Source organism: Paractinoplanes durhamensis (assembly GCF_016862175.1).
Taxonomy (GTDB): Bacteria; Actinomycetota; Actinomycetes; order Mycobacteriales; family Micromonosporaceae; genus Actinoplanes; species Actinoplanes durhamensis.
Map to the genome: position 1 here is coordinate 64982 of NZ_BOML01000033.1, position 17618 is coordinate 82599.

Annotated in this window: 17 protein-coding genes and 1 pseudogene; 9 read left to right on the plus strand and 9 right to left on the minus strand. The window is 70.6% G+C overall.

Going from position 1 to position 17618, the window contains the following annotated elements:
* Nucleotides 1-20: 20 nt before the first annotated feature.
* A complete protein-coding gene (locus tag Adu01nite_RS19865) occupies nucleotides 21-596 on the minus strand; it encodes an isochorismatase family protein (protein ID WP_203728397.1) in 576 nt (191 codons plus the stop codon).
* A gap of 10 nt (nucleotides 597-606) precedes the next feature.
* On the minus strand, nucleotides 607-1893 hold the full coding sequence (locus Adu01nite_RS19870) for a nicotinate phosphoribosyltransferase (protein WP_203728398.1): 1287 nt from the start codon (nucleotides 1891-1893) through the stop codon (nucleotides 607-609).
* A gap of 105 nt (nucleotides 1894-1998) precedes the next feature.
* Here Adu01nite_RS19870 and clpS point away from each other — a divergent pair, with 105 nt between their 5' ends.
* The 5 genes and pseudogenes from clpS to Adu01nite_RS19895 all read left to right on the plus strand — a co-directional run bounded on the left by clpS (nucleotide 1999) and on the right by Adu01nite_RS19895 (nucleotide 4776).
* Nucleotides 1999-2289, plus strand: coding sequence for an ATP-dependent Clp protease adapter ClpS (clpS, locus tag Adu01nite_RS19875; RefSeq protein ID WP_203728399.1), 291 nt, complete (start codon nucleotides 1999-2001; stop codon nucleotides 2287-2289).
* A gap of 20 nt (nucleotides 2290-2309) precedes the next feature.
* On the plus strand, nucleotides 2310-2810 hold the full coding sequence (locus Adu01nite_RS19880) for a DUF2017 domain-containing protein (protein WP_203728400.1): 501 nt from the start codon (nucleotides 2310-2312) through the stop codon (nucleotides 2808-2810).
* A gap of 133 nt (nucleotides 2811-2943) precedes the next feature.
* Nucleotides 2944-3431: pseudogene (locus Adu01nite_RS19885) on the plus strand (M67 family metallopeptidase).
* Nucleotides 3432-3490: 59 nt separating this feature from the next.
* Nucleotides 3491-3805 (plus strand): MoaD/ThiS family protein, encoded by a 315-nt coding sequence (locus tag Adu01nite_RS19890; RefSeq protein ID WP_203728402.1) that lies wholly within the window; start codon nucleotides 3491-3493, stop codon nucleotides 3803-3805.
* 5 nt (nucleotides 3806-3810) lie between these two features.
* Nucleotides 3811-4776, plus strand: coding sequence for a PLP-dependent cysteine synthase family protein (locus Adu01nite_RS19895; protein WP_203728403.1), 966 nt, complete (start codon nucleotides 3811-3813; stop codon nucleotides 4774-4776).
* A gap of 7 nt (nucleotides 4777-4783) precedes the next feature.
* Here Adu01nite_RS19895 and Adu01nite_RS19900 read toward each other — a convergent pair whose 3' ends face one another.
* Complete coding sequence (locus Adu01nite_RS19900) at nucleotides 4784-5200, minus strand: hypothetical protein (RefSeq protein WP_203728404.1); 417 nt, start codon at nucleotides 5198-5200, stop codon at nucleotides 4784-4786.
* A gap of 264 nt (nucleotides 5201-5464) precedes the next feature.
* Between Adu01nite_RS19900 and Adu01nite_RS19905 the strand changes: the two genes are divergently transcribed.
* The 4 genes from Adu01nite_RS19905 (at nucleotide 5465) to rdgB (ending at nucleotide 8961) form a co-directional block, all read left to right on the plus strand.
* Nucleotides 5465-6211 carry an MBL fold metallo-hydrolase gene (locus tag Adu01nite_RS19905; protein WP_203728405.1) on the plus strand — a complete coding sequence of 249 codons (747 nt, stop codon included), beginning with the start codon at nucleotides 5465-5467 and terminating at the stop codon, nucleotides 6209-6211.
* 71 nt (nucleotides 6212-6282) lie between these two features.
* Nucleotides 6283-7467 (plus strand): glycosyltransferase, encoded by a 1185-nt coding sequence (locus Adu01nite_RS19910; protein ID WP_203728406.1) that lies wholly within the window; start codon nucleotides 6283-6285, stop codon nucleotides 7465-7467.
* Between the two features lie 77 nt (nucleotides 7468-7544).
* A complete protein-coding gene (rph, locus tag Adu01nite_RS19915) occupies nucleotides 7545-8273 on the plus strand; it encodes a ribonuclease PH (RefSeq protein WP_203728407.1) in 729 nt (242 codons plus the stop codon).
* A gap of 76 nt (nucleotides 8274-8349) precedes the next feature.
* Complete coding sequence (gene rdgB, locus Adu01nite_RS19920; RefSeq protein WP_203728408.1) at nucleotides 8350-8961, plus strand: RdgB/HAM1 family non-canonical purine NTP pyrophosphatase; 612 nt, start codon at nucleotides 8350-8352, stop codon at nucleotides 8959-8961.
* Here rdgB and Adu01nite_RS19925 read toward each other — a convergent pair.
* From Adu01nite_RS19925 to hutU, 6 genes are read right to left on the minus strand one after another with little or no spacing between them, the layout of a single operon-like run.
* Complete coding sequence (locus tag Adu01nite_RS19925) at nucleotides 8958-10796, minus strand: leucine--tRNA ligase (protein ID WP_203728409.1); 1839 nt, start codon at nucleotides 10794-10796, stop codon at nucleotides 8958-8960. The two genes, rdgB and Adu01nite_RS19925, sit on opposite strands and share 4 nt — an antisense overlap.
* Before the next feature lie 44 nt (nucleotides 10797-10840).
* Nucleotides 10841-12373, minus strand: coding sequence for a histidine ammonia-lyase (hutH, locus tag Adu01nite_RS19930; RefSeq protein WP_203728410.1), 1533 nt, complete (start codon nucleotides 12371-12373; stop codon nucleotides 10841-10843).
* Nucleotides 12370-13533: an imidazolonepropionase gene (gene hutI / locus Adu01nite_RS19935; RefSeq protein ID WP_203728411.1), complete on the minus strand. Its 1164-nt coding sequence runs from the start codon at nucleotides 13531-13533 to the stop codon at nucleotides 12370-12372. The genes hutH and hutI overlap by 4 nt, the downstream gene beginning before the upstream one ends.
* Nucleotides 13530-14798 (minus strand): formimidoylglutamate deiminase, encoded by a 1269-nt coding sequence (locus Adu01nite_RS19940; RefSeq protein WP_203728412.1) that lies wholly within the window; start codon nucleotides 14796-14798, stop codon nucleotides 13530-13532. Before Adu01nite_RS19940 ends, hutI begins: the two co-directional genes overlap by 4 nt.
* Nucleotides 14795-15973 carry an allantoate amidohydrolase gene (locus Adu01nite_RS19945; protein WP_203728413.1) on the minus strand — a complete coding sequence of 393 codons (1179 nt, stop codon included), beginning with the start codon at nucleotides 15971-15973 and terminating at the stop codon, nucleotides 14795-14797. Before Adu01nite_RS19945 ends, Adu01nite_RS19940 begins: the two co-directional genes overlap by 4 nt.
* On the minus strand, nucleotides 15970-17610 hold the full coding sequence (gene hutU, locus Adu01nite_RS19950) for a urocanate hydratase (protein ID WP_203728414.1): 1641 nt from the start codon (nucleotides 17608-17610) through the stop codon (nucleotides 15970-15972). The genes Adu01nite_RS19945 and hutU overlap by 4 nt, the downstream gene beginning before the upstream one ends.
* Nucleotides 17611-17618 lie beyond the last annotated feature (8 nt).

The following is a 17618-nucleotide window of genomic DNA, read 5'->3' on the forward strand; positions in this document are numbered from 1 at the left end:
TACTTTCTGCGGCCCAAAACCTACGAAACCCTTGGCGATCCCGACATCTCGACCGAGGCGGTGCGGAATTCCGCCAGGGCGGCCTCGGTGGTGCCGGCCGCCACCCCGGCGGTGAGGTCCAGCAGGACCGTGGTGGCGAAACCGGCCGCGCGGGCGTCGAGCGCGGTGGCGCGTACGCAATGGTCGGTGGCGATGCCCACCACATCGACCTCGGTGACCTCGCGGACGTGCAGCCAGTCGGCCAGGCCGAGCCCGTCCGACGTGTGGCCCTCGAAGCCGGAGTAGGCCGCCTTGTGCTCGCCCTTGTGGAAGACCGCCTCGACCCGCTCGGTGACCAGCGACGGGTGGAAGTCGGCCCCGCCCGAACCGACCACGCAGTGCACGGGCCAGGTGTCCAGGTAGTCGGGGTGGTCGCTGAAGTGGTTTCCGGGATCGATGTGCCAGTCCTTGGTGGCGACCACGTGGTCCCAGCGGCCGTCGGCCGCGGCCAGGGCGGCGGACACGTCGGCGGCCACCGCCGCGCCGCCGGTCACGGCCAGGGAGCCGCCCTCGCAGAAGTCGTTCTGGACGTCGACGATGATCAGCGCGCGTGCCACAGGAACACCCCTAAACGGTCGGGACGATGGTGACGGGGATGGCCGGGTCGCCGGCCGAGAGCTTCAGGCCCTCCCACGGTATCGAGATCAGGCACTGGCGCAGATGCTCGCGGGACTCCTGCAGCGTGGGCAGCGGGACCACCTCGCCGGCCGCCACGAACGAGCGCTGCAGCAGCCGGTCGTTGGCCAGGTGGTCGGGCACCCCCTGGGAGACGATGATCTCCTCGGTGGCGGTGCCGGTGGGCTTGTGCCGGCGCACCGCGGTCTTGCGGCCGCCGACCGTCGCCTTGTTTTCCGAGCGCTTGACGACCGGCCGGCCGTCGACCTCGACCAGCTTGTAGACCAGGCCGGCGGTGGGCGCCCCGGAGCCGGTGACCACGGCGGTGCCGGCGCCGTACATGTCGACCGGCTCGGCGGCGAGGGTGGCGATCGCGTACTCGTCCATGTCGCCGGAGACGACGATCTTGGTCTCGGTGGCGCCGAGCGAGTCGAGCAGCTCCCGGGAGTGCTGGGCCAGCACCGACAGGTCGCCGGAGTCGATCCGGATGGCCCGCAGGTCGGGGCCGGCCACCGCGATCGCGTTCCGGATGCCCTGGGCGATGTCGTACGTGTCGACCAGCAGTGTCGTGTTTTTCCCGAGGGCCGCCACCTGGGAGGCGAACGCGGCCGGCTCGTTGTCGTGCAGCAGCGTGAACGCGTGCGCCGAGGTGCCGGTGGTCGGGATGCCGTACCGAGCGCCGGCCGCCAGGTTGGAGGTGGACGCGAACCCGGCGAGGTAGGCGGCACGACCGGCGGCGATGGCCGCGGCCTCGTGCGTACGCCGGGAACCCATCTCGATGATCGGGCGCCCGCGGGCCGCCGTGACCATCCGGGCCGCGCCGGTGGCGATCGCGCAGTCGTGGTTGAGCACCGACAGGATCAGGGTCTCCAGGACGACGCACTCGGCGAACGTGCCGGCGACCGTCATGATCGGCGAGCCGGGGAAGAAGAGCTCGCCCTCGGCGTACCCGTCAATGTCGCCGGTGAACCGATAAGCCGCCAGCCAGGCCGCCGTGCTCTCGTCGACGATCTGCGCCCGGCGCAGGAAGTCGACGTCCTCGTCGGTGAAGCGGAAGTCGCGGATGAGCTCCATCAGCCGGCCCGGCCCGGCGACCACGCCGTAGCGCCGGCCGGTGGGGAGCCGGCGGGCGAAGACCTCGAACACGCAACTGCGGTCGGCGGTGCCGTCCTTCAGCGCGGCGCTGACCATCGTCAGCTCGTACTGGTCGGTCATCAGCGCGGGGGCGAAGGAGTTCACCCCCTCACCCTATTGCGCGCTCCTGCCCCTTACGAATGGCGTCCTGACCTGCGGTTCGGCGTTCCGGTTCACCGATCGCGCAAATCCGGTGGCAACATGGGGGTCATGGCGTTGCCACAGGTCGCTCCCGTCGAGGTACCGGAGATCGAGGAAGCACCCGCCGACGATCGCCCCTGGGTGACCGTCGTCTGGGACGATCCGGTCAACCTCATGTCGTACGTGACCTGGGTTTTTCAGAAGTTGTTCGGCTACAGCAAAGAGCGGGCCGAGCAGTTGATGCTGGACGTGCACACGAAGGGCCGGGCGGTGGTCTCCTCCGGCGCGCGCGAGCGCATGGAGATGGACGCCAACCAGCTGCACGGATACGGTCTCTGGGCGACGGTTGACCGGGCCTGAGCAACCGCGGGAGAGAGCAGATGTTCCGACGCAACGGCAGCCAGTGCGTGGCCACCTTCGCCAACGACGAGGTGCGCGTGCTGCGCAAGGTCGCCGGTGAGGTGGTCGGCCTGCTGACCGACGGGATGGATCACACCGACCCGGTGGTGTCCCGCCTTTTTCCGGACATCTATCCGGATCGCCCGGACGACTCGGCCGAGTTCCGCCTCTACACCGAGGGCGAGCTCAAGACCGGGAAGATCGACCAGGCGGGCGCGATCCTCGCGGCCCTGCCGGACGAGGGCGAGGGTGAGGTCCGCCTGGACGGCGAGGCCGCCGAGGCCTGGCTGCGCGCCATCAACGACGCGCGCCTGGCGATGGGCACCCGCCTCGACATCACCGCCGAGACGGATCTGTCCGAGGAGTTGGAGCTGGCGGTCGTGCGCGACCCGAGCTCGAGCCGGGTCTTCCAGCTCAGCGTCTACGCCTACCTGGGCTACCTGCAGGAGTCGTTGCTGAACGCCCTGCCGGAGATCGACTGATGAGTCTTGTTCGCGACCTACCTTGAGCTCCGCTCAGCGCGGGCTGACCGCGTGGTCTCCACCGTCGCGAACAAGACTCAGTGTGGCCACGGCCATACTCGGCGCACCGAATCCGCACGGTAATGTGAACGGTGTGCTGACCATCGACCGGGCGATCGTTGACGCGATCTTCGCCCACGCTCGCCGGGACCACCCCGACGAGGCCTGTGGCGTGATCGCCGGCCCGGCGGGCAGCGACGCTCCCACCCGGTTCATCCCGATGGACAATTCGGCCCGGTCGCAGACGTTCTATCAGTTCGACTCCATGGAGCATCTCCGTGTGTGGCGCGAGATGGACGACAACGACGAGGAGCCGGTGGTCATCTACCACTCGCACACGGCCACCGAGGCCTACCCCTCCCGGACGGACATCAACCTGGCCGGCGAGCCGGGCGCGCACTACGTGCTGGTGTCGACCCGCGAGCCGGGCCTCGACGAGTTCCGGTCGTTCCGCATCGTGGACGGTGCGGTGACCGAAGAAAAGGTCGACATCGTGGATGCGAAGGTAGACGCGTGAGTGCGAGCGTGCAGTCCTACATGTTCGGGCAGAGCCCGGTGACGGTGGTTTACGAGTGTCGCTGACGACAACCTCGTAGCTTTCCCGCCCACCGTTCGACCCTTACTCAGGAGCATTCACCGACATGGCCATCGAAGTTCGCGTTCCCACCATTCTGCGCAGCTACACCGGCGGCTCGAAGACCGTCGAGGGGGCCGGCGACACGCTCATCGGGCTGATCGACGACCTCGACGCCAAGCACAGCGGCTTCAAGGGCCGGCTGATCACGCCCGAGGGCGGTCTGCACCGCTTCGTCAACATCTACATCAACGACGAGGACGTGCGCTTCCTCGGCGCGCTCGACGCCAAGCTCAACGACGGTGACTCGGTCACCATCCTGCCGGCCGTCGCCGGTGGTGCCCTCGGCTTCGCGGCTGCCGCCGCCCTGCTCGGGCGCTAATCCGGATGGCTCGCTACGAGAGCCTGCTGGACGCGTGTGGGGGCACGCCGCTGGTCGGCCTGCCCCGACTCTCGCCGACGGTGCCCGACGGGGCACCGCCGGTGCGCCTCTGGGCGAAACTCGAGGACCGTAACCCGACCGGCAGCATCAAGGACCGGGCGGCGCTGTTCATGGTGCGCGAGGCCGAGGAGGCCGGCCATCTGCGCCCGGGCGACACGATCCTCGAGCCGACCAGCGGAAACACCGGCATCGCGTTGGCCATGGTGGCGAAACTGCGAGGCTATCGCCTCGTCTGCGTCATGCCGGAGAACGTCTCGGCCGAGCGGGTCCAGCTCCTCCGGATGTACGGGGCGGAGATCATCAACTCGCCCGCCGCCGGTGGGTCGAACCAAGCCGTCGCCACCGCCAAGCAGATCGCCGCCGAGCACCCCGACTGGAAGATGCTTTTTCAGTACGGAAACCCCGCCAACGCCCGCGCGCACTACGAGACCACCGGTCCCGAGCTGCTGCACGACCTGCCGACGATCACCCACTTCGTGGCCGGGCTGGGCACCACCGGCACGCTGATGGGCGCCGGCCGCTTCCTGCGGGAAAAGGTCGAGGGCATCCAGGTCATCGCGGCCGAGCCGCGCTACGGCGAGCTGGTCTACGGCCTGCGCAACATCGACGAGGGGTACGTTCCCGAGCTGTACGACGCGAGCGTGCTGACCCGCCGCTTCTCGGTCGGCACCCGGGACGCCGTGCTGCGTACCCGTCAGCTGGTCGAGGTGGAGGGGATCTTCGCCGGGTTCTCCAGCGGCGCGATCCTGCACGCGGCCCTCGCGGTCGCGCACGAGGCGGTCAAGGCCGGCCGCCGCGCCGACGTGGCCTTCGTGATCGCCGACGGCGGCTGGAAATACCTGTCGACCGGCGCCTACGGCGGCACCCTCAACGACGCGGAAGAGGCCCTCGAAGGCCAGCTCTGGGCGTAGCGGCCGATCAGTTCTGGTAGAGCACCGCGATCAGCACGTCGAGCGCCAGCGGTGCCGTGGCCGCGGTCAAAAGCAGCCACGGGAGGATCGGGCGGTGGATCGACAGGAACGATCCGACGACCAGGGTGACGCTCAGCAGACCGAAAAGGGACAGCGTCGGGATGTACCAGAACGCCGTACCCCCGAAGATCGTGACCATCGCCCGGAGCCCGACCCCGACGGCCGTGAGGCCGAGTGCCGCGGCGTAGAGAGCCATCGTCAGCAGCCGGGCCGGCGTCGGTGCCGGGTCGTCCGCCGCCGGGAAGCGGAAAAGAGACTCATGGCCACCGACGGCCGCCGGAGCCGGTGTAGTCTCCCAGCCACCGAACGGCATGATCTCGGCCGCCTCGGTCCGCGTGGCGCGGTTCTTCTCGACCGTTGTCACGCTGTTGCCTCCATCTGTTCCGCCCTATGAAGTCCTCACTTTGTGCAACGCAAACGACTCACCGGACGTAACGGGAATTGCGCTAATGACCGAGGTCACGGGCGGTGTGATGTACGTTGTCGATTTGGCGACAAATCGATCAGACGTTTACTTGCCGCGCAGGTCGCGAAGTACGCTTCGCTCCGTGATTGACTGGTCTGACGAGACTGCCACGGACCGGTCCAGCGGGGCGTGGACGACCCAGCGTGAGGCAAAGGGACCCGCATGCGACTGACCGTTCTCGGCTGTGCCGGTAGCTTTCCCGGCCCCGAGGCGGCTTGTTCCGCCTATCTCGTCGAGGCAGACAACTTCCGGCTTCTCATCGATTTCGGATCCGGTTCGATGTCGGCAATGCAGCGCTACACCGACATGAACTCGATCGACGCGATCATCCTGACTCATCTGCACTGCGATCACATGCTGGACGCTTGTACCTACATCGTGGTCCGTCGATACGATCCGGCCGGGGCCCGGCCGGCCATTCCGGTCTACGCGCCGCTCGGTGCGGCCGAGCGGATCTCCGCGGCGTACAGCTCGGAGAATGAAGCCCTCGACGACGTCTACACGTTCTACGGTCTGCAGCCGGGGACGTTTCCGATCGGGCCGTTCACGATCACCGTGGACCGGGTCAACCATCCGATCGAGACCTATGGCGTACGCGTCGAGCACGGCGGGCACGTCCTGACGTACTCGTCGGACACCGCGCCCTGCGAACCGCTCCTGCGCCTGGCGGCCGGCGCCGACCTGTTCCTGTGTGAAGCGAGCTATCTGGACGGCGTGGACAACCCGCCCGGCCTGCACCTGACCGGCGGCGAGGCCGGCGAGGCGGCCACCAAGGCGGACGTTGGCCGGCTTTTGCTGACCCATTTGATACCTGCGTGGTTCTCCGAGGCATCTATTGTGGATGCGGCCACCGCGGCATACACCGGCCCGGTTGAGGTGGTTCGCCCCGGCGCCCGGTACGATCTCTGAGGCCCGGACCGGGGGGCGGGGGTCTGCTCTGGCACCGTTGCACCACCGGATCGTGATCTTGGAGTTGCTGCATGCGCATTGTCCGCTTGGCCAACTTCGTGACGACTCATACCGGTGGCCTCCGGACAGCCCTACGTAATCTCGGCGAGGGCTACCTGCGCGCCGGCCACGAGGCGATCCTGATCGTCCCCGGCCGTGAGCGCTCCGACATCGAGACTTCGCAGGGCCGTGTGATCACGCTGCCCAGCTCACCACTGCCGCGCACCGGCGGCTATCGGGTGATGGCCCGCCGCAGCGAGCTGACCCGGCTGCTCGACTCGCTCGAGCCGGACCGCATCGAGGTCTCCGACCGGGCCACCCTGCGCTGGACCGGCGGCTGGGCCCGCGGCGCCGGCGTCGGCTCGCTGATGGTCTCGCACGAGAGCCTGGCCGGGCTGCTCGGCGTCTGGGGCATGCCCAAGCGCGACCAACTGGCCGACCGGCTCAACCTGCGCACCGCCGAGCACTTCGACACGATCGTCTGCACCACCGGCTTCGCCGCCGCCGAGTTCCGCCGGCTGGGCGTGCCCAACCTGGTCGAGGTGCCGCTCGGCGTCGACCTCGACGAGTTCCACCCGTCCCGCCGCGACCCGGCCATCCGGGCTCGCTATGCCCGGCCCGACGAGCTGCTGGTGGCGTTCTGCAGCCGGCTGTCCGCGGCCAAGCGGCCCGAGCTGGCGGTCGACGCGATCGCCGCGCTGCGCAACGCGAAGGTGCCGGCGGTGCTCGCGGTGGCCGGGGACGGCACCCGCCGGGCGGCGCTCGCCTATCGAGCGGCGCGGCTTCCGGTGCGGTTCGCCGGGCACATCGCCGACCGCTCCGCGGTCGCGGCGCTGATGGCCAGCGCCGATGTGGTGGTTTCCCCGGGCCCGGTGGAGACGTTCGGCCTGGCGGCCCTGGAGGCCTTGGCTTGCGGTACGCCGGTGGTCGTCAACCGGTCGAGCGCGCTGCCCGAGGTGGTCGGTGACGCCGGTGTCGCGGTGGCCGGCACTCCGGAGGCGTTCGCCGAGGGGGTCCGCACCCTGATGGAGCGGCCCGAGGCGGAGCGGCGCGCGGCCGCCCGGTCCCGCGCCGAGGGCTTCGGCTGGCAGCGGGCGGTCGACGGTTTCCTGCGCGCGCACGGTGCGCTGCCGGAGCCGGCCGCCGCGGGGGTCGCGATCACCCGGCCGCGGCCGGAGACGGTGCTGCGGCCGTCGGTGCCCCGCCCGACCACCTGACCAGCCTCTTCAAGGGTTATCCACAGGCGCGGGACCTGGCAGAGCGAACGAGCGCCCGAAGCAATAAGGTTTGGGGCATGGCACGTCCCGACGGCCGAGCGGCCGACCAGCTACGACCCGTGACCCTCAGCCGGAAGTGGAGCATCCACCCGGAGGGGTCGGTGCTCGTCGAGTTCGGCAACACCCGGGTGCTCTGCACCGCCAGCGTCACCGAGGGGGTGCCCCGCTGGCGCAAGGGTTCCGGCCTCGGCTGGGTCACCGCCGAATATGCGATGCTGCCCCGCGCCACCAACACCCGCGGCGATCGGGAGAGCATCAAGGGCAAGGTCGGCGGCCGCACCCACGAGATCTCCCGGCTGATCGGGCGCAGCCTGCGGGCCTGCATCGACCTGAAGGCGCTCGGCGAAAACTCGATCGTCCTCGACTGCGACGTGCTCCAGGCCGACGGCGGCACCCGCACCGCCGCGATCACCGGCGCCTACGTTTCGCTCTACGACGCGGTCAACTGGCTGGCCGACCGCAAGTCGCTGGCCGGCAAGGTGGAGAAGGTGATGCACCGCTCGATCCAGGCGGTCAGCGTCGGCATCATCGACGGCGAGCCCCGCCTCGACCTGATGTATTTGGAGGATGTCGACGCCGAGGTCGACATGAACGTGGTGTGCACCGGCGAGGGCGACTTCGTCGAGGTGCAGGGCACCGGCGAAAACGGCGTGTTCCGCCGCGACCAGATGGACGCCCTGCTCGACCTCGGCGTCCTGGGCTGCGCCGAGCTGGCCGCCGCCCAGCAGAAGGCACTGGCGTCATGAGCGAGCGTAGCGAGCGAATCGGCGAGCTCAGTGCGGAACTGGCTCTTGGCAGCTCGGAGCGAAGCGAGGAGCTGGCATGAGTAGCAAGCTGCTGCTGGCTACGGCCAACAAGAAGAAGCTGGTGGAGCTTCAGCGCATCCTCGACCTGGCGCTCGGCGCCGAGCGGATCGCGCTGGTCGGCCTGGGCGACTTCGAGGACTATCCGGATGTGCCGGAGACCGGCCTGACGTTCGGCGAAAACGCGCTGATCAAGGCGCGTGAGGGTGCCAGGCGCACCGGGCTGCCGACGGTGGCCGACGACTCGGGCATCGCGGTCGACGCGCTCAACGGGATGCCCGGGGTGTTCAGCGCGCGCTGGTCCGGCGAGCACGGCAACGACCTGGCCAATCTGGAGCTGGTGCTGGCGCAGATCTCCGATGTGGGCGACGGGCAGCGGGGTGGTGCGTTCGTGTGCGCGGCCGCGCTGGTCCTGCCGAACGGGCGGGAGCATCTGGTCGAGGGCAAGCAGCGGGGCACGATCCTGCGGGCGCAGCGCGGCGAGGGCGGCTTCGGCTACGACCCGATCTTCCTGGGCGACGGCCAGAGCCGCACCAACGCCGAGCTGTCGCCGGCCGAGAAGGACGTGATCAGCCACCGCGGTAAGGCGTTCCGCGAGTTGGCCAAGGTCATCGCGAAGGAAGTGCCTTAGCGCACGACGACGTTGACCAGTCGGGGGGCCCGCACGATCGTGCGGGTCACCGGGCGACCGGCGACGGCCGGGGAGGCCAGGGCCAGGGCGACCAGGTCGGCCTCGGTGATGTCGGCCGGGACGGTCACCCGGTCGCGGACCTTGCCGTTGACCTGCACGGCGCAGACGACGGTGTCCTCGGCGGCCAGGGCCGGGTCGATCGCGGGCCAGCCGGCTTTGGCGACGCCCGGGTCGTGGCCCAGGCGGGCCCACATCTCCTCGGCGGTGTAGGGCGCGAACAGCGACAGCACGACGGCGATCGCCTCGACGGTCTCGCGCATGGCGGGGTCGTCGGCGGGCGCCTCGCGGGCGGCGGTGACCAGCTCCATCAGGCGGGCGACGGCCACGTTCAGCCGCCTTGCCTCGATCAGCTCGGTGATCGCGCTCAGCAGCCGGTGGGTGGTGCGGCGCAGCGCTGTGACTTTCTCAGCGGGCGCGGGCACCTGGTCGGTCAGGGCCAGGGCGCGGGACAGGAAGCGGGACGAGCCGCCCGGGGAGATGTCGGCCCAGTCGATGTCCTCCTCCGGCGGGCCGGCGAAGACCATGGCTACCCGGACGGCGTCCACGCCGTAGGTGGCTATCTGTTCGCCCAGGTCGACCATGTTGCCCTTGGACTTGCTCATCGCGGCGCCGTTCAGGATCACGTGGCCCTGGGTGGTCAGGGTGCGGAACGGCTCGGTGAAGTCGATCAGGCCCAGGTCGTACAGGACCTTGGTGAAGAAGCGGGCGTACAGCAGGTGCAGCACGGCGTGCTCGGGGCCGCCGAAATACTGGTCGACCGGGCGCACCGTGGCGGGGTCGAACGGGCCCTGGTCGTAGGCCGCGTTGGGGTAGCGCAGGAAATACCACGACGAGTCGACGAACGTGTCCGTCGTGTCGGTGTCGCGTTGGGCCGATAAACCGCACGACGGGCAGGGGACCGACACCCAGTCGGTGGCGGCGGCCAGTGGGGAGACGCCGCGCGGGGCCAGCTCGGCGCCGCGCAGGTCGGGCAGGCGGATCGGCAGTTCGTCGTCGGGGACAGCGACCTCGCCGCAGGCCGGGCAGTGCACGATCGGGATCGGGCAACCCCAGAATCGCTGCCGGGAGATCAGCCAGTCGCGCAGGTGGTAGTCGGGGGCTTCGCCGATCCAGTTGCGCTGCATGGTCAGGATGTGGGCCGGCCAGTGGCCCTCCAGCTGGGACATGTCGGCCAGCAGCCGGTCGGCGTAGGCGGTGGTGCGGAAGAACCACTGGGTCAGCGACCGGGTCGTCACCTCGCTGCCGCACCGCTCGCAGCGGCCGCCCACCACCTGTTCGTTGGCCAGCACCGTCTGGTCGGTGGGGCACCAGTTGACCTCGGCCGCCTGCCGGTAGGCCAGCCCGCGCTCGAAGAACCGCAGGAACAGCCACTGGGTCCAGCGGTAGTAGGACGGGTCGCTGGTGTGCAGCCGGGTCGACCAGTCGATCGAGACCGCGTACCGGCGGAACGACTCGGCCTGGGTGGCGATGTTCGCGTACGTCCAGTCGGCCGGATGCATGTCGCGTTTGATCGCGGCGTTCTCGGCGGGCAGGCCGAACGAGTCCCAGCCGATCGGGTGCAGCACGTCGAAACCGCGCTGCACCCAGTAGCGGGCCACCACGTCACCGATCGCATACGCCTCGGCGTGCCCCATGTGCAGGTCGCCGGACGGGTACGCGAACATGTCGACCAGATAGCGCCGCTCGCGCGCCGGATCATGCTGGGCGAAGAGGGCCAGCGAATCCCACACCGGCAGCCAGCGTTCCTGCAGCGCGCGAAAGTCGTAGCCCGTCATGAGCGGAAGTTAGCCCGGACAGCGACGTTTCCGCGTCTGAATTTCTAGCGCAACTCCCCGAGCTGGGCCTCGATCGCGGCGCGCAGCTCCCGGCCGCCCACCACCGCGCGGGTCTGCTCGAGCACCGGCGCCAGGAAGACATCCGGCCCCGGTTCGCCGGCGAACGCGGCGAGCGCGGTCACCGCGAGCTGCCCGGCCGGCGACGGCGTCAGCGGCGCCCGCAGCTGCAGCCCGCGGACGGCGCTGAGCAGCTCGACCGCGAGCAGGCTGGTGAGGTTGTCGAGCACGGTCCGCAGCTTCTTGGTGGCGGCCCACCCCATCGAGACGTGGTCCTCCTGCATGCCGCTGGTCGGCAGCGAATCGGCCGAGGCCGGCACCGCGAGCCGCCGGTTCTCGGCGACGATGCCGGCCGCCGTGTACTGGGCGATCATCAGCCCGGAGTTGACCCCGGCGTCGGGGGAGAGGAACGGCGGCAGGTCGCGGTTGCGGGTCACGTCGAGGAGCCGGTCGACCCGCCGTTCGGCGATCGAGCCGACCTCGGCGGCCGCGATGGCCAGGAAGTCGGCGGCGAACGCGAGCGGCTCGCCGTGGAAGTTGCCGGTCGACTCGACCCGGCCGTCCGGCAGCACCACCGGGTTGTCCACCACCGACACCAGCTCGCGGCCGGCGACCTGGGCCGCGAAGTCGAGGGTGTCCCGGGCCGCGCCGGCCACCTGCGGCGCGCAGCGCATCGAGTAGGCGTCCTGCACCGCGTGTGCGAGGTCGTCCCGGTGCGAGTCCATGATCCGGGAGTTCTGCAGCAGCTTGTGGATGTTGGCGGCCGAGGCGGCCTGGCCCGGGTGCGGCCGGATCGCGTGCAGCTCGGGCCGGAACGGCCGTTCCGAGCCGAGCATCGCCTCGATGGCGAGGGCCGCGGTCACGTCGGCCATCGCGAACAGGTGCCGCGCGTCGTCCAGGGCCAGCAGCAGCATGCCGAGCATGCCGTCGGTCCCGTTGATCAGCGCGAGGCCTTCCTTGGCCGCGAGTTCCAGGGGCTTCAGCCCGGCGTCGCGCAGCGCCGCGCCGGCGTCGAGCCGCCGGCCGTCGGTGGACAGCACCCAGCCCTCGCCGAGCAGGACGAGCGCGCAGTGCGCGAGCGGCGCCAGGTCACCGGAGGCGCCGAGCGAACCGTGCTCCGGCACCCACGGCGTGATGTCGTGGTTGAGCAGGTCGGCCAGCCCCTGCGCCAGCTCCGGCCGGACCCCGGAATGGCCGAGCGCGAGCGACCGCAGCCGCAGCAGCATCATCGCCCGCACCACCTCCCGGGGTTGCGGGGCGCCGATGCCGGCCGCGTGCGAGCGGATCAGCGCGTGCTGCAGCTCGGCCCGCCGGGACGGGTCGATGAACGTGCTGGCCAGCGCGCCGAAGCCGGTGGACACGCCGTAGACCGGGCGGCCGGAGGCTTCGATCTTGTCGACGATCGCGCGGCTCGTGGCCATCGCTTCGATCGTCGCCGGGGCGAGGGTGACCTTGGCGTCGCCGCGGGCCACCGCGATGACGTCGGCGGGGGTGACGCCGGTGGGCTGAACAGTGATCATCGAGGCACTCCGTCGTGCAGAACTGTGCGGATCAGGGGGACTCCCGGCCGGTAGGCCAGGTGCAAATGGGACGGTGCGTCCAGCACGATCAGGTCGGCGCGGGCGCCGGCGCGGACGACACCGACGTCGTCGCGGCGCAGCGCGCTCGCACCGCCGAGGGTGGCGGACCGCACGGCCTCGGCCGGGGTCATGTGCATCTCCCGGACGGCGAGGGCGATGCAGAACGGCATCGACGAGGTGTAGGACGAACCCGGGTTGCAGTCGGTGGCGAGCGCGACGGTCACGCCCGCGTCGAGCAGCCGGCGTGCGTCGGGGTAGGGCGAGCGGGTGGAGAACTCGGCCCCCGGCAGCAGGGTCGCGACGGTGTCCGCGCCGGCCAGCGCGTCCACGTCGTCGTCGGCCAGGTGGGTGCAGTGGTCGACGCTGGCCGCGCCCATCTCGACGGCGAGCCGCACGCCCGGGCCGGGACCGAGCTGGTTGCCGTGCACGCGCAGCCCGAGGCCGGCGTCCCGGCCGGCGGTCAGGATGGTGCGCGCCTGGTCCTCGTCGAACGCCCCGCGCTCACAGAAAACATCGATCCATTTGGCGTACGGCTTGGCCGCGGCCAGCATCGGACCACAGACCATCGACACGTACCGCCACGGGTTCCCGGCGTGCTCGGCCGGCACGACGTGGGCCCCGAGCAGGGTGGTCTCCTCGGTGAACTCGCGGGCGATGCGCAGGCAGCGGGCCTCGTCCTCGACGGTCAGCCCGTAGCCGCTCTTGATCTCGATGGTGGTGGTGCCCTGGCCGAGGGCCTCGTCGACCAGACGGCCGGTGGATCCGCGCAGCTCGTCGTCGGTGGCCGACCGGGTCGCGCCGACGGTGGTGCGGATGCCGCCGCCGGTGTAGGGCTCGCCGGCCATCCGGGCCGCGAACTCCTCGGCCCGGTCGCCGGCGAAGACCAGGTGGGCGTGGCTGTCCACGAACCCGGGCAGCACCGCCGCGCCGCCGGCGTCGTAGCGCCGGTCGGCGGCCGGTGCGTGGAAGCTGGGGCCGACCCAGGCGATCCGGCCGCGGTCGATCAGGACGGCGGCCTTGCGGCGCAGGCCGAGCAGGCCCTCGCCGCTGGGGTCGTTGGTGACCAGCTCGCCGATGTTGTCGACCAGGAGGCTGCTCACGAGAGCGCCCCCGCCAGCTCGAACGGGACGTCGATCGATGTGTGTCGGCCACCGTCGACGATCATCCGGCCGTCGGCGATCACGTGGGTGATGTCGGCGGCGGTCGCGGCCAGGATCGCGGCGGACGGGTCGGCGCCGGCCGTGCGGATCGAGTCGAGGCTCACGCAGACCAGGTCGGCCCGGTTGCCGACCTTGATCGCGCCGGCGTCGGACCAGCCGATCGACGCGTGCGCGGTGGCCGCGGTGAGCAGCTCGCCGGGGGTGAAACGGCCGCGCCGGCGGGTGGCCAGGCGCTCGTTCATCTCCAGCGCGCGGGCCTCCTCGAGCAGGTCGATGACGGCGTGGCTGTCGCTGCCCAGGCTCAGCGGGGAGCCCGCGTCGGACAGGTCGCGGGCCCGGCCGATGCCGTCGGCCAGGTCCCGTTCGGTGGTGGGGCACATGCAGATGGTGGTCCGGGTGCCGCCCAGAAGCTGCACGTCGTGGTCGGTCAGGTGGGTGGCGTGCACGGCCGTGGTGTCCGGGCCGAGGATGCCGTGCCGGTCGAGCAGCTCGGTCGGGGTGCAGCCGTGTGCGGCCAGGCACTGCTCGTTCTCGGCCGGTTGTTCGGAGAGGTGGACGTGCAAGGGCCGGTGGCCGCCCAATTCTTTGAGGTGGTGCGCGGCCACCGCTCGTACGGAATGAATTGCCGCACCTATCCGGGCGTGCGGCGCGGCAGTCAGCTCGGCCACCCGGGATTGCCAGCGTTGCGGGGTTTCGTCGCTGAAGCGACGCTGGACGCCCTCGGGCGGCTCACCGTCCACACTGGACTGCAGGTAGAGCGTGTCGAGCAGGGTGATGCGCAGGCCGGCCTGGCGGGCGGCCTCGATCAGGGCGTGACCCATCGCGTTGGGGTCGGCGTAGGGAGTGCCGTCGGGGGAGTGGTGCAGGTAGTGGAATTCGCCTACGGCGGTAATGCCGGACATGGCCATCTCGGCGAAGACGGCGCGGGCCAGGCGCAGGTAGCTGTCCGGGTCGAGGGTGGCGGCTACCTGGTACATCAGGTCGCGCCAGGTCCAGAAGCTGCCGTCGCTGTGGGCGCGGCCGCGTAACGCTCGGTGGAAGGCGTGCGAGTGGGCGTTGGCGAAGCCGGGGAGGACGAGGCCTTCAAGTCGCCTGCCCGATTTTTCATGATTTATGGAAGCGAAGCGGCCATCGATGATCTCGATCCCGACGTCGGAAACCAACCGGTCGCCGAGCCAAGCGTAATCGGCCAGATAGGCCGTCATGTCAGCTCGCTCAGAACCGTGGCCAGAGCCTCGACGCCGGCCGTGCAGTCCGCGGGCTCGGCATACTCGGCCGGCGAGTGCGAGATGCCGGTCGGGTTGCGGACGAACAGCATCGCCGTCGGGACCTGCGCGGACAGCACGCCCGCGTCGTGGCCGGCGCTGGTCGGCAGGATCGGCGCGTCGTCCAGCAGGGTGGACAACTTCGACGCCAGGGCGGTGTCGAAGGTGACCTCGGCGCTCACCGACTCCGGCGTCACGGCGACCTCGGTGCCGTCCCGGCCGGCGCGTTCGGTGGCCCGCTTGGTGACCGCCTCCACCAGCGAATCCATCGTCGCGGTGTCCGCCGCCCGGGCGTCCAGCCAGCCGCGGACCAGCGACGGGATGGCGTTGGTGGCGTTCGGCTCGACCTCGACCCGGGCCATCGTGGCGTGCGCCCCGGAGAGGCGGGCCTCCTTGTTGGCGGCCAGCACCGTGTACGCGAAGGTCAGCATCGGGTCGCGCCGATCGGACATCTTGGTGGTGCCGGCGTGGTCGCCGTGGCCGGTGAAGTCGAACCGCCAGCGGCCGTGCGGCCAGATCGCGCTGGCCACGCCGACCGGGACCTCGAGCTGACGGCCCTGCTCGATGTGCAGCTCGACCAGCGCGCCGATCCGCGACCGCAGGCCGGGCAGCGGCCCGGCCGGGATCGCCCCGAGCGCCTCGCCGAAGGTGACACCGTCCTGATCGGTCAGTGCCGCGGCCTTCGCCGGGTCGATCGCGCCGGACAGCAGCCGGGACCCGAGGCAGGGCAGCCCGAACCGGCCGCCCTCCTCCTCGACGAACGCGACCACCGCGATCGGCGTGCCCGGGGTGTGGCCGGCCGCGCGCATCCGGTCGATGGCCAGGAACGCGCTGACGATCCCGAGCGGCCCGTCGTAGCCGCCGCCGTGCGGCACCGAGTCGAAGTGCGAGCCGGTCAGCACGGCGCCGCGCCCCCACTGGTCACCCCACCAAGCGAACAGGTTGCCGTTGCCGTCGTCGGTGACCGGCATGTCGCGCCGGTCGGCCTGGTTGCGGAACCAGTCGCGGAGGACCAGTTCGGGTTCGCTCAGCGCGTACCGCAAATAGCCGCCGCTGGACACCCGGCCGATCACCTCGATCTCGGCCCACAGGGCCGAGAAGACCTTCTCGCTCATGAGTGTTCCGGCGACATCGGGATGTGTACGCCGCTGGCGGCGGCCGACTCGTAACCGGCGTCCACATGCCGGATCACGCCGGTGCCCGGGTCGTTGGTGAGCACCCGCTCGATCTTCTGCCCGGCGAGGGCGGTGCCGTCGGCGACGCAGACCTGCCCGGCGTGGATGGACCGCCCGATGCCGACGCCACCACCGTGGTGGATCGACACCCAGGACGCGCCGCTGGCCGTGTTGAGCAGGGCGTTCAGCAGCGGCCAGTCGGCGATCGCGTCGGAGCCGTCGAGCATCGACTCGGTCTCCCGGTAGGGCGACGCGACCGAGCCGGAGTCGAGGTGGTCCCGGCCGATCACGATCGGCGCACTCAACTCGCCGCGCGCGACCATGTCGTTGAACCGGACGCCGGCCTTGTCCCGCTCGCCGTAGCCGAGCCAGCAGATCCGGGCGGGCAGCCCCTGGAAGGCGACCCTCTCCCCGGCCATCTTGATCCAGCGGGCGAGGGGTTCGTTGTCGGGGAACAGCTCGAGGATCGCCTTGTCGGTGGCGGCGATGTCCTTCGGGTCGCCGCTGAGGGCGGCCCAGCGGAACGGCCCCTTGCCCTCGGCGAACAGCGGGCGGATGTAGGCCGGGACGAAACCGGGGAAGTCGAAGGCGCGCTCATAGCCGGCCGTCTTGGCCTCGCCGCGGATCGAGTTGCCGTAGTCGAACACTTCGGCGCCGGCGTCCATGAAGCCGACCATCGCGGCGACGTGCCGGGCCATCGAGGCCTGGGCGCGCTCGGTGAATTCCTCCGGCTTGGTCCGCGCATACTCGGCGGCGTCCGCGAGCTCGACGCCGATCGGGATGTAGGACAGCGGGTCGTGCGCGCTCGTCTGGTCGGTCACGATGTCGATCTCGACGCCGCGCACGAGCAGCTCGGGAAAGACGTCGGCGGCGTTGCCCACGATACCGATGGATTTGGGGGTCCGCGCGGCTTTCGCGGCCAGCGCCTGGGAAATGGCGTCTTCGAGGTCGGTGGCGACCGTGTCCAGGTAGCGCGTCTCGACCCGGCGGCGCAGCCGGGACGGGTCGATGTCGACGACCAGGCAGACGCCATCGTTCATGGTCACGGCCAGCGGCTGCGCGCCACCCATGCCGCCACACCCCGCGGTCAGCGTCAGCGTGCCGGCAAGCGTGCCACCGAACCGCTTGGCCGCCACCGCCGCGAACGTCTCATACGTCCCCTGCAGGATCCCCTGGGTTCCGATGTAGATCCACGACCCGGCGGTCATCTGCCCATACATGGTCAGCCCGAGCTTCTCCAGCCGCCGGAACTCGGGCCAGGTCGCCCAGTCGCCGACCAGGTTCGAGTTGGCGATCAGCACCCGCGGCGCCCACTCGTGCGTCTGGAACACCCCGACCGGCTTGCCCGACTGCACCAGCAGGGTCTCGTCACCCTTCAGCCGGTCGAGCTCCCGGACGATCGCGTGGAACGACGGCCAATCCCGCGCCGCCTTCCCGGTCCCGCCGTAAACCACAAGATCCTGCGGCCTTTCGGCCACATCGGGGTCGAGGTTGTTCATCAACATCCGCTTGGCGGCCTCTTGCGGCCATCCCATTGCGGTGTACGCGCTGCCGTGTGCGGCCCTGATCTCGGACATCGCCCTCT

What these genes read in the sequence shown, in the direction of transcription:
- clpS (WP_203728399.1), top strand. Translation starts at nt 1,999, where the DNA reads ATGGCGTTGCCACAGGTCGCTCCCGTCGAGGTACCGGAGATCGAGGAA.
- Adu01nite_RS19880 (WP_203728400.1), top strand. Translation starts at nt 2,310, where the DNA reads ATGTTCCGACGCAACGGCAGCCAGTGCGTGGCCACCTTCGCCAACGAC.
- Adu01nite_RS19890 (WP_203728402.1), top strand. Translation starts at nt 3,491, where the DNA reads ATGGCCATCGAAGTTCGCGTTCCCACCATTCTGCGCAGCTACACCGGC.
- Adu01nite_RS19895 (WP_203728403.1), top strand. Translation starts at nt 3,811, where the DNA reads ATGGCTCGCTACGAGAGCCTGCTGGACGCGTGTGGGGGCACGCCGCTG.
- Adu01nite_RS19905 (WP_203728405.1), top strand. Translation starts at nt 5,465, where the DNA reads ATGCGACTGACCGTTCTCGGCTGTGCCGGTAGCTTTCCCGGCCCCGAG.
- Adu01nite_RS19910 (WP_203728406.1), top strand. Translation starts at nt 6,283, where the DNA reads ATGCGCATTGTCCGCTTGGCCAACTTCGTGACGACTCATACCGGTGGC.
- rph (WP_203728407.1), top strand. Translation starts at nt 7,545, where the DNA reads ATGGCACGTCCCGACGGCCGAGCGGCCGACCAGCTACGACCCGTGACC.
- rdgB (WP_203728408.1), top strand. Translation starts at nt 8,350, where the DNA reads ATGAGTAGCAAGCTGCTGCTGGCTACGGCCAACAAGAAGAAGCTGGTG.
- Adu01nite_RS19925 (WP_203728409.1), bottom strand. Translation starts at nt 10,796, where the DNA reads ATGACGGGCTACGACTTTCGCGCGCTGCAGGAACGCTGGCTGCCGGTG.
- hutH (WP_203728410.1), bottom strand. Translation starts at nt 12,373, where the DNA reads ATGATCACTGTTCAGCCCACCGGCGTCACCCCCGCCGACGTCATCGCG.
- Adu01nite_RS19940 (WP_203728412.1), bottom strand. Translation starts at nt 14,798, where the DNA reads ATGACGGCCTATCTGGCCGATTACGCTTGGCTCGGCGACCGGTTGGTT.
- Adu01nite_RS19945 (WP_203728413.1), bottom strand. Translation starts at nt 15,973, where the DNA reads ATGAGCGAGAAGGTCTTCTCGGCCCTGTGGGCCGAGATCGAGGTGATC.
- hutU (WP_203728414.1), bottom strand. Translation starts at nt 17,610, where the DNA reads ATGTCCGAGATCAGGGCCGCACACGGCAGCGCGTACACCGCAATGGGA.